Here is an 11,606-nt window from a genome sequence, read left to right as displayed (position 1 = left end):
ATAGTAAGAAATCTTTCAAATTAAAGGAGATTATACATATGTCATTTGAACAAACGTTAGAGAAATATGCTGCCCTTGCAGTCAATGTTGGTGTTAATATTCAACCAGGACAAACATTATCAATTAGTGCACCTCTTGAAGCTGTACAATTTGTACGCCTCGTTACAGAAAAAGCATATAAATCTGGTGCAAAACACGTATATGTGGATTGGAATGATGAGACGTTAACACGCTTAAAGTTCGATCTAGCTCCTGAAGAAGCATTCGCTGAGTTCCCATCTTGGAAAGCACACGCTCGTGAAGAATTAGCAAAAGAAGGCGCTGCCTTCATGTCTATTTATGCAGAAAACCCTGATTTATTAAAAGGTGTAGAATCAACGCGTATCGCAACAGCTCATAAAGTAGCTGGCGAAGCAATGAAAGTATACCGTGATTACGTACAAGCTGATAAAGTAAGCTGGTGTGTCATTTCTGTTCCTACGAAAGAATGGGCTGCGAAAGTATTCCCTGACGCTACACCAGAAGAACAAGAAGCAAAACTATGGGATGCTATTTTCAAAGCTACTCGTGCTGATTTAGAAAATCCTGTAGAAGCATGGAAAGAACACGATGAAACGTTACATACAAAAGTTGATTACTTAAACGAAAAGCATTATAAAGCCCTTCACTATACAGCTCCTGGAACAGATTTAACAATCGAACTTCCAGAAAAGCATGTATGGGCTGGTGCTGGTAGCTTAAATGAAAAGAACGTACCATTTATGGCGAATATTCCAACTGAAGAAGTATTTACAATGCCACTTAAAACAGGTGTAAACGGCCAAGTATCTAGCACAAAACCGTTAGCATTTGCAGGTAACATTATCGATAACTTCACGTTAACATTTGAAAACGGGCGTATCGTAGACTACAAAGCGGAGGCCGGAGAAGAAGCTTTAAAACATTTAGTAGAAACAGATGAAGGCTCTCACTTCTTAGGCGAGGTTGCTTTAGTACCTCATGATTCACCAATTTCAAATACAAATATTTTATTCTACAATACACTATTTGACGAAAACGCATCTTGCCACCTTGCAATCGGAAGTGCTTATGCTTTCAACTTAGTTGGCGGGAAAACAATGTCTAAAGAAGAACTTGCTGAAAATGGAGCAAACAATAGTATTACACACAACGACTTCATGATCGGATCAGCTGAGCTTGATATCGATGGTATTACAGATGATGGAAGACATGAACCTATCTTCCGTAAAGGTAACTGGGCATTTTAATAAAAACAAAAGGCTATCTTCCACACCGGAAGATAGCCTTTTATGATGCCGATGAAACCTTAAGCCCAATTACTCCTAACACGATAAAAAGAATACAAAATGCTTGGAATAAGCTAATGTGCTCTTTAAAGAAATACACGCTAATGATTGTAATAAGTAATGTTCCTACACCAGACCAAATGGCATAAGCGATACTTAAATGAATTTTTTTGACAACGATAGCAAATACGCTGAAACAAATTCCATAAAATACGAAAATAAGTACACTTGGAACAAGCTTTGTTAAACCATTTGATAGTTTCATCGCAATTGTTCCAGCTACTTCAAAAATAATTGTAACAAGTAATAATAGCCAATATACCATACTAGAATCTCCTTCTCTGTCACCTTATAGAGATTCTAGTATACTACTTATAGTCCTAATGAAATATATTTAATCTCTAAATATTCTTCGATACCGAAATGTCCACCTTCACGACCAATACCACTTTCTTTAAAGCCACCGAACGGTGCTTGTGCAACTGATGGAAGTCCATCATTTAATCCGATAATACCGTACTCTAATGCCTCGCTAACTTGGAATGCTTGACTAATATCTTTTGTGAAAATATAAGCAGCTAAGCCATATGGTGTATGATTTGCACGTTCAATTACTTCTTCAACCGTTTTAAATTTCGCAACTGGTGCAACTGGACCGAATGTTTCTTCATTCATACAAAGCATCGTATCGTTCGCCAATCCAATTACAGTTGGTTGCATAAAGTGTCCATCTAACTCCGCAACCTTTTGGCCACCAAATAAAACTGTTCCCCCTTTTTGAATAGCATCTTCGATATGTTCCTGTACTTTCGAAACTGCATTCTCGTCAATAAGTGGTCCTACAGTAGTTCCGTCACCGAAACCGTCTCCTACTTTCAACTGTCCTACTGCCTTTTGGAACTTCTCTACAAACACTTCATACACTTCTTCCTGAACAAATACTCGGTTTGTACATATACACGTTTGTCCTGCGTTACGGAATTTCGAACCGATTACCGCCTCTACCGCTTTATCTAAGTCCGCATCATTCATAACAATAAACGGCGCGTGACCACCTAACTCAAGTGAAACCTTTTTCATCGTTTGTGCAGCACTGGCCATTAATTCCTTCCCAATTTCCGTTGATCCTGTAAAGGAAACTTTTCGAACACGTCCATCTTCCATCCACGTATCAGCAATTGCTTTCGCACTGCCTGTTACAATATTTATTACCCCTTTTGGAATGTCTGCTTCATGGGCTAATTCAGCTAGTTTCAATGCTGTTAACGGTGTTTGACTTGCAGGTTTCACAACTGCCGTACAACCTGCTGCAAGCGCCGGGGCTACCTTTCTTGTAATCATAGCCGCTGGGAAATTCCAAGGTGTAATAGCTGCCATAACGCCAACTGGTTGCTTCATAACTAAAATACGTTTGTTCGGATGAGAAGCAGGAATCATTTCACCGTATACGCGTTTTCCTTCTTCTGCATACCATTCAACAAAGCTATTTGCATAATTCACTTCACCAAGCGCTTCTGCAAACGGCTTTCCTTGTTCTCTCGTCATAATCGCTGCAATCTCTTCTTTATTTTCATCAATAAGTGTGAACCATTTTTTCAACTTCACTGCACGGTCTGCTGCTGTTAACTTAGACCATGATTTAAAAGCTTCATGAGCGGCATCAACAGCTTGCTTTGCCTCTGTTACTCCGCCCTTTGGTACCGTCGCAAATATTTCCTTCGTTGCTGGATTATTTACTTCGATTTGTTCTTGCAATGTAATCCACTCACCATTTATATACATCGCCTTTTTCTCTACATTTACAAACGTCGCTTTTTTATCCAATGTTTTCTTCCTCCTCTATAAGTTTCTTTATTTTCCTAGTGGCAGCAGATTGACTTATTTTTAAAAACTCCGCTACTTTATAACTCGATCCATATGTTTTATATGCTTTGAAAATAATATTACGTTCTACTTCTTCTAACATTTTATAGAGACTTTGACCGGACTGTTCAACCGTTGATTCTTGCATCGCTATTGGCAAATCTTCTATCGTAACGATATCATCAGCAGTTATAACAATTCGCTCAATTACATTTTCAATTTCTCTATTATTTCCTTCCCACGGGTAACCAACAAACATTTGTAATGTGCTAGGTGCTAATTTTACATTCCGGCCATATTTCTCGTTAAAGTGCTGTAAATAATGATAAATGAGCGGCAAAATGTCTTCGGTTCTTTCCCTGAGTGGCGGAATTAAAATTGGAATGACATTCAGACGATAATATAAATCTTTCCGGAATGTTCCTTGTTTCACCATCATACTTAAATCTCGATTTGTTGCCGCTACAATTCTAACATCCACTTTTTTTAATTCTCTTCCGCCAATAGGACGAAACGTTTTTTCTTGCAACACTTGCAAGAGTTTCGCTTGAATTTCAAGCGGCATTTCGCCAATTTCATCTAAGAAAAGAGTTCCTCTGTGCGCTGATTCTAATAGTCCCTTTTTCCCTTCACGATTCGCCCCTGTAAAAGATCCACCTGAGTATCCAAAAAGCTCTGATTCAATTAAATTCGTTGGCAATGCCGCACAATTAATTTCATAGAAACTTTCATTCTTCCTGTTACTCACTTCATGTAAATGACGTACTAATCGACTCTTCCCTACTCCTGTCTCACCTAAAACGAGAACTGTACTATCTACCACAGATACTTTCTTAATTGTCTCGACTATTTTTTGCATAGCGATACTTTTAAAAATAAGTCCTTCATGTTCATATGTTTCTCTTAATTCTTTTTTATATGTTTTTAACTGATTATCCATTTCCTCTACCTTTTGACGTAATTGGTAGAGTTCTGTAAGATCACGAGAGTAACTAATTACTCTTCTTAAATTTCCCTCGTCGTCAAAAACAGGCCTTGTACGAACGTGTAAATACTCCCCTGATTTTGTCGTTTGAACGAGTTCAATCGGTCTCTTTTTTTCAATTACTTCTAACGTTGCCGATGGATAAAAGATACCATCCTTCTGCAATTCTTTTACATGCTTACCTACTAACTCTTTAGCAGCTAGTTGATAGTGCCTTTCACATGTACTATTTACACGCACAACGATTCCCTTTTCGTCAGTTACAAAAATTTCGTCAAACGCATATTCAAATACATCTTGTAAATCCATTAACACTCGTTCCTTTTCTCCAACCATCCTAGCCACCCCTACCTTCCAATCCATCGATTCACTTCACTACCTTTATTATAAAGCGAATTTTCTGCCTTTTATATAGAGTCAGCTAGAATGTTTGCGATTTATTATTTAACTTTTAAACACGAGCAGTATTTGCTTTCTCATAACAGACTTGCAATGATTCTTCAATTATTGTTAATCCTTCTTCAAGTTGCTCATCTGTAATAACTAATGGCATTAACACACGAATAACATTACCGTATGTCCCTGCTGATAGTAGGAGTAATCCACGTTTATTTGCCTCTGCGCACAAATTAGCTGTTAACGTTTTATCAGGTGCTTTCGTCTTCCGATCTTGAACAAGCTCGAATGCACACATTGCTCCTAAACCACGCACATCACCGATGCAATTATATTTATTTTTCATCTCTTCGAATCGATTCATTACAACTTTTCCTAATTCTATCGCTCTATCATTTAAATTCTCTTTTTCTATTACATCAAGCACTGCTAATGCTGCTGCACATCCTAGTGGGCTTCCTGCATACGTTCCACCAAGCTCTCCTGGCGCAGACTCATTCATAATTTCCTTGCGCCCAATAACGCCACTAATCGGTACACCAGCGCCTAATGATTTAGATACCGTAATTAAATCTGGAACGACATCATAATGATCAATGGCAAAATATTTTCCTGTACGACTAAATCCTGTTTGAATTTCATCCGCTACAAATAAGATGCCGTGTTCTGAACAAATATTGCGTACTTGTTGCACAAACTTCTTACTTGGAACGATAAATCCGCCTTCCCCTTGAACAGGTTCCATTACAACGGCTGCAATTGTTTCTGGCGCTACTTCTGATATGAAGAAATTCTTAAACTCTTCAATCATAAAGTCATCGTACTGCTCTTCCGTTAATCCTTCTGGGCGGCGATATTCATATGGAAACGGTGCTTTATAGACTTCAGGCGCAAATGGGCCAAATCCAAATTTATATGGTTTTACTTTACTTGTCATCGTCATTGTCATTAATGTACGCCCGTGGAAACCTTTAGAAAATGCGATAATACCAGTTCTTTTTGTATATTTACGAGCGATTTTTACCGCGTTTTCAACCGCTTCTGCACCACTATTTAAAAATAGTACTTGCTTATCAAAACTTCCTGGCGCTAATGCCGCAAGTTTTTCTGCTAATTCAATATATGGCTCATACATCATGACATTAAAACCAGTATGAATGTATTGATCTACTTGTTTATGGAGCGCCTCTTTAACAGCTGGGTGACAATGTCCTACATTAATTGTTCCGATTGCCCCCGCGAAATCAATGTACTGATTGCCATCAACATCTGTTACAAGAGCACCATTTGCAGATTGTACAAACGTTGGGATGCCGTTACTTACTCCTTTTGGTACTATATTTTGGCGGCGTTCTAATAAAGACGCTGCTTTCGGTCCAGGAATTTGTTCATTTACTTTAGCAAATTTTTTTGTGTTCATTACGTCCCCCATCCTTTTCTTTACATTGTTTTCTCTTTTCATTGCAAAATGTATGCCAACATTCTTTTCCAGCATTCATCCTACATGCCTTCTATTTCAACATAAAAATAAGTCTATAAAGACTCATCAAGAGTCCTTATAGACTTATTTTTCTTACACATTAGACTTTCCTTGTTCCCAAATAAACTCACCTGAATGAGAAATAAAATCCCCAACAGATTGTACTACTAAATCCGCAAGTGGTTCTAAAGTTTGAAGATCTCCTGTACCAGACAGTACTCCAATCGCATAGCAATCGCCGCCATTTTTCGCTAAATATAAATCAGTTGGTGTATCTCCAACGACCGCTACTTCACACGCCTCTAAATGAAACCTTTCACAAAACGATTCTACAATTCTTTTATCTGGTTTTTGTGCCGGAAACGTATCTGAAGCTACAACATAATCAAAATAAGATTCTAATTGATACTGTTTTAAAAATAATTCTGTCGGTGCGAAATCATCAGCTGTAACAACACCTAAAATAAATCCTTTATCCTTTAAACCTTGTAAAATTCTCGGTAAATCCGCAGTCATTCTCATATAGGAACGATGCTCGTACATAAGAGAAAATAACTTTTCACTTACCCACTCATGCATCTCCTCTTCCTTAGATGACGTAATATACTTACAAAGCCCCTTTGCAACATCAAGGCTTGTTCCTGCCGCTATTGCGCTACGAGGGTTCACAAATGCCCCATCCACACCGATCTCTTTTAATAAATCCTGCTGCATTGACTTTGGAAGTTGATATAGATTTATACATTCCGCCACAAGTTCTTCAGCTACTTTTATCCAAATTGAATGAAACTCCATTAATGTCCCGTCTTTATCAAATAGTATCGCTTTTACCTTCTCCATAGCACCCTACCTCTCGTTTCTTATCTCCTCCAGTGTATCAATAAAGTATGGATATAACATAAATGAATTGTAAAAATACCATGAAAATCAAACTAACTTCCAATTTACAATTCCTCTATATAATAAAAAGGATGCCTTTACAGGGCATCCTCTTGTTGTTCAGGAACAAATAGTTCAAGACAATGATATATATTTTCGAATTCCATCGGTGCATCTCCACCGTATTCACCATCTAAGTTAATCATTAGTTTATCTGGTGAATGCACTTTAATTCGATTTGCTTGTGTGTATAGCACTTTTGGGTTATTAATATGTTCACCACGCTGCGCTTGTGTTGCTGCTTTAATTAAGTCAGCGATAGAACCTTTTTTCAGTACTAATAAATCAAATAAGCCATCATTAATCGATGCATATGGTGCTACTTTTTCGAATCCACCAACTGAACGAGTATTCGTAATTAAAAACATCGTAATTTCTTCTTGTAGCAACTTTCCATCATACTCGATTTCAACATATGTTGGATGTAATGATGGTAACATTTCGATTCCTTTTAAATAATAAGCAAGTTGGCCTAATACCGTTTTTAACTTGCTTGGCACTTCATATGTTAATTCTGTAATACGGCCGCCACCAGCGATATTAATGAAATATGTATCATTCGCTCTACCAAGATCTAACGGAACTGTTTTCCCTTCACAAATAATATCCGCAGCCTCTTCAATAGCACGAGGTACACCGATCGCACGAGCAAAATCATTTGTCGTTCCAACTGGAATAATTCCAAACTTCGGACGATGTTCATGTCCTACTAAACCGTTCACCACTTCATTTAATGTACCATCACCACCAGCTGCGATAACAACATCAAACTTACGATCCGCAGCTTGCCTCGCTGCCACAGTCGCATCTCCAGGACCAGTTGTCGCATGACAAGACGCTTCATATCCAGCTTGTTCTAATTTTTGTAATACTTCCGGTAAGCTCTTCTTAAATAGCTCGCGCCCAGAAGTAGGATTATAAATAATTCTTGCTCGCTTCATCATTTATTAGCACAGGAAATTTCTTTATATATTGAAAAAGAACATACCGAACTTCTATTCAGTATTCCCATGCCTACCTCCTCTCATCTTCCTATCCTTCTTTTATCTCGCTCAAACAGGCAGTAAGAACCCGATTCGTGTAGTCCATCAAAAGTAAATATTCATTTCAATGGTTTTGTTTTATTTCACAAAAAATTTATGTCCATCTATTTCCTCACAACAATTTACATATAACGAATAATAATTATCTATTATTTCATGAGATGAAAAAAACCTCTATGTCTAGATTTATCATTATTCCCACCTTTTTGCAACTATCATACCATAGTTGCTATACAAACATTTTTCCACTTTTGACAGTTAATCAAACGTTTGTTTAAACGATTTTGTCTCATTTAAACAAACGTTTGATTAACCTAGAAAAACACCCATGTACGGGTGTTTTTCTGCTTAATCTTTAAAAGTTACTACTATTTTATCGCTTATTAATCTCTTCAAGTAAGATTTTGTTAACAAGTGGCGGATTTGCTTGTCCTTTTGTAGCTTTCATAATTTGACCAACTAAGAAGCCAATTGCACGGTCTTTACCGTTTTTAAAGTCTTCGATAGATTGCTCATTATTATCAAGAATTTCTGTTACAACCTTACGAAGTGTACCTTCGTCAGAAATTTGAACAAGACCTTTTGCTTTAACGATTTCCTCTGGGTCTCCACCTTTTTCAATTAATTCGTTAAATACTTTCTTCGCGATTTTAGAAGAAATTGTACCTTTTTCAATTAATTGAACCATTTTAGATAAACCAGCAGGCGTTAATGCAACGTCTTTTAATTCTTTTTGTTGTTTGTTTAAGTACGCAAGCACTTCACCCATTAACCAGTTTGATGTTAATTTCGCGTCAGCACCGTCTGCAACAGTTGCTTCAAAGAAATCAGACATTTCTTTCGTTAATGTTAATACGTGTGCATCATAAGCTGGTAAGCCAATTTCTGCAACGTAGCGAGCTTTACGTGCATCTGGAAGTTCTGGAATCGAAGCACGAATTTCTTCTTTCCACTCATCATCGATGTAAAGTTCAACTAAGTCTGGCTCTGGGAAGTAACGGTAATCGTCAGATCCCTCTTTCACACGCATTAAGATTGTTTTCTTCGTTGCTTCATCATAACGACGTGTTTCTTGTTGGATGATACCACCAGATAACAATTCTTTCTCTTGACGCACTTGCTCGTGCTCAAGACCTTTTTGTACGTAAGTGAATGAGTTTAGGTTTTTCAGTTCCGCTTTTGTACCGAACTTCTCTTGTCCAACTGGACGAAGGGAAATGTTCGCATCACAACGTAGAGAACCTTCTTCCATCTTACAATCAGATACGCCAGTGTATTGAATGATTGATTTTAACTTCTCTAAGTATGCATATGCTTCTTCTGGCGTACGCATATCTGGCTCAGATACGATCTCGATTAAAGGCATACCTTGACGGTTGTAGTCTACTAATGAACCATCAGCTGTATGCGTTGATTTACCAGCATCTTCTTCTAAATGAAGACGTGTAATACCGATACGTTTCTTTTTACCGTCTACTTCAATTTCAATCCAACCATTTTCACCAATTGGCTTATCGAATTGAGAAATTTGGTAAGCTTTCGGATTATCTGGGTAGAAATAGTTTTTACGGTCGAACTTCGTTTCCGTTGCAATTTCACAGTTTAATGCCATTGCAGCTTTCATTGCAAAGTTAACTGCTTCTTTATTTAAAGTAGGAAGTACCCCTGGGTATCCTAAGTCAATTACACTTGTTTGTGTATTTGGCTCTGCTCCGAATTCTGTTGGACTCGCAGAGAAAATTTTCGAATTTGTTTTTAACTCAACGTGAACCTCTAAACCAATAATTGTTTCTAAATTCATCTATGCTCGCCTCCTTACAGACTTGCTTTTTTTGTATGATAGTCTGTTGCTTGCTCAAAAGCATGTGCAACGCGGTAAATTGTCGCTTCATCGAAGTGTTTACCAATGATTTGTAAACCAAGTGGCATGTTGTTAGCACCGAATCCACATGGAACAGAAATCGCTGGAACACCCGCTAAGTTTACTGGGATTGTTAAAATGTCGTTTGCATACATTGTCATTGGATCATCAACTTTTTCGCCCACTTTAAATGCCGGAGTTGGCGTTGTTGGTCCAATAATAACATCGTAGTTAGCAAATACATTTTCAAAGTCGTTTTTAATTAATGTACGTACTTGTTGTGCTTTTTTGTAATATGCATCATAGTAACCAGAGCTAAGTGCAAATGTACCGAGCATAATACGGCGTTTTACTTCATCACCGAAACCTTCGCTACGTGTGTTTTTGTATAGATCTAATATATTATTTACATTATCAGAACGAACACCGTAACGTACGCCATCAAATCGTGAAAGGTTAGCAGATGCTTCAGAAGAAGATAATAAGTAATACGTTGCTAGAGCGTATTTAGAGTGTGGAAGAGATACTTCTTCCCACGTTGCGCCCATACCTTCTAATACTTTTAAAGCAGCTAGTACTGACTCACGAGCTTCTTCGCCAACACCTTCGCCTAAGTATTCTTTCGGTACAGCAATGCGTAAACCTTTAACGTCGCCTGTTAAACCAGCTAAATAGTTTCCTACTTCAACGTTTGCAGAAGTTGCATCCATACGGTCAATACCTGAGATAGCTTGTAATAAGTATGCATTATCTTCTACTGTACGTGTAATCGGTCCGATTTGGTCAAGTGAAGATGCGAATGCTACTAATCCATAACGAGATACGCGTCCGTAAGTTGGTTTTAAACCTACAACGCCGCAATATGCAGCTGGCTGGCGGATAGAACCACCCGTATCAGAACCTAGAGAGAATAATACTTCTCCAGCTGCTACAGCTGCCGCAGAACCACCACTAGATCCGCCTGGAACGTAATCTAAGTTCCATGGATTTTTCGTAGCATAGAAACCTGAGTTTTCATTTGAAGAACCCATTGCGAACTCGTCCATATTTAATTTACCGATTGTAACTGTGTCAGCAGCTTTTAGCTTTTGCACAACTGTCGCATCATAAATTGGATCAAAGTTTGCTAACATTTTGCTCGCACAAGTTGTACGAAGACCATTAGTTACAATGTTATCTTTTACACCGATTGGCATACCGAATAATAAACCATTATCCTCAGCACCAATTTTCGCGTCTAATTCTTTCGCTTTCGCGCGTGCGTTTTCTTCATCTAATGTAAGAAAAGCTTTTACGTTATCTTCAACATCCGCAATACGTTTGTAAGATTCTTCTACTAAATCCGTAACGGAAATTTCTTTGTTGTTTAATTTCTTATGTAACTCTGATACGGAATGATCAAATAATGACATCGAAATTCCCCTCCTCTATTCTAATACTGCTGGAACACGGATTTGATTATCTTTGTGATCCGGTGCATTTTTTAATACTTCTTCAACTGGTAAACCCTTTTCTGGTACATCTTCACGCATAACATTTTTCATAGTTAATACATGAGTTGTTGGTTTTACATCTGTTGTATCTAATTCATTTAACTGTTCTGCAAATGTAACAATTGCATCTAGTTGTTTTTGAAATTTTTCTGCTTCTTGATCAGTAATTGCAAGACGTGCTAAATGTGCAACGTGCTTTACATTCTCAACGGAAATTCTTGACACGGCTAGGCCACCTC

General features: G+C 37.8%; 10 protein-coding genes. 1 reads left to right on the top strand and 9 read right to left on the bottom strand.

Going from position 1 to position 11,606, the window contains the following annotated elements:
- Window positions 1-38: 38 nt before the first annotated feature.
- The gene (locus MKO96_RS24220; RefSeq protein WP_240588920.1) at window positions 39-1,268 is read left to right on the top strand and encodes an aminopeptidase; all 1,230 of its coding nucleotides are present in this window, start codon (window positions 39-41) and stop codon (window positions 1,266-1,268) included.
- Window positions 1,269-1,308: 40 nt separating this feature from the next.
- Here MKO96_RS24220 and MKO96_RS24215 read toward each other — a convergent pair whose 3' ends face one another.
- The 9 genes from MKO96_RS24215 to gatC all read right to left on the bottom strand — a co-directional run bounded on the left by MKO96_RS24215 (window position 1,309) and on the right by gatC (window position 11,592).
- Window positions 1,309-1,632, bottom strand: a complete 324-nt coding sequence (locus MKO96_RS24215) for a DMT family transporter (protein ID WP_000263262.1) — start codon at window positions 1,630-1,632, stop codon at window positions 1,309-1,311.
- A gap of 47 nt (window positions 1,633-1,679) precedes the next feature.
- Window positions 1,680-3,131 (bottom strand): NADP-dependent succinate-semialdehyde dehydrogenase, encoded by a 1,452-nt coding sequence (gene gabD, locus MKO96_RS24210; RefSeq protein WP_240588919.1) that lies wholly within the window; start codon window positions 3,129-3,131, stop codon window positions 1,680-1,682.
- The gene (locus MKO96_RS24205; RefSeq protein ID WP_240588918.1) at window positions 3,124-4,491 is read right to left on the bottom strand and encodes a sigma-54 interaction domain-containing protein; all 1,368 of its coding nucleotides are present in this window, start codon (window positions 4,489-4,491) and stop codon (window positions 3,124-3,126) included. Before MKO96_RS24205 ends, gabD begins: the two co-directional genes overlap by 8 nt.
- Before the next feature lie 115 nt (window positions 4,492-4,606).
- Window positions 4,607-5,971 (bottom strand): 4-aminobutyrate--2-oxoglutarate transaminase, encoded by a 1,365-nt coding sequence (gene gabT, locus MKO96_RS24200; protein ID WP_240588917.1) that lies wholly within the window; start codon window positions 5,969-5,971, stop codon window positions 4,607-4,609.
- 153 nt (window positions 5,972-6,124) lie between these two features.
- Entirely contained in the window at window positions 6,125-6,871 is a 747-nt protein-coding gene (locus MKO96_RS24195; RefSeq protein ID WP_240588916.1) for an HAD family hydrolase, read from the bottom strand.
- A gap of 137 nt (window positions 6,872-7,008) precedes the next feature.
- Window positions 7,009-7,914, bottom strand: a complete 906-nt coding sequence (locus MKO96_RS24190; protein ID WP_000977669.1) for a diacylglycerol kinase — start codon at window positions 7,912-7,914, stop codon at window positions 7,009-7,011.
- 472 nt (window positions 7,915-8,386) lie between these two features.
- Entirely contained in the window at window positions 8,387-9,814 is a 1,428-nt protein-coding gene (gene gatB / locus MKO96_RS24185) for an Asp-tRNA(Asn)/Glu-tRNA(Gln) amidotransferase subunit GatB (RefSeq protein ID WP_046958896.1), read from the bottom strand.
- Between the two features lie 14 nt (window positions 9,815-9,828).
- Window positions 9,829-11,286 (bottom strand): Asp-tRNA(Asn)/Glu-tRNA(Gln) amidotransferase subunit GatA, encoded by a 1,458-nt coding sequence (gene gatA / locus MKO96_RS24180; RefSeq protein WP_002151496.1) that lies wholly within the window; start codon window positions 11,284-11,286, stop codon window positions 9,829-9,831.
- 15 nt (window positions 11,287-11,301) lie between these two features.
- Window positions 11,302-11,592 carry an Asp-tRNA(Asn)/Glu-tRNA(Gln) amidotransferase subunit GatC gene (gene gatC / locus MKO96_RS24175; RefSeq protein ID WP_000086999.1) on the bottom strand — a complete coding sequence of 97 codons (291 nt, stop codon included), beginning with the start codon at window positions 11,590-11,592 and terminating at the stop codon, window positions 11,302-11,304.
- Window positions 11,593-11,606: the final 14 nt, after the last annotated feature.

It is taken from the genome of Bacillus sp. ES1-5, from assembly GCF_022487605.1.
Taxonomy (GTDB): domain Bacteria; phylum Bacillota; class Bacilli; order Bacillales; family Bacillaceae_G; genus Bacillus_A; species Bacillus_A wiedmannii.
This window is presented reverse-complemented; position numbering and strand designations above follow the sequence as displayed.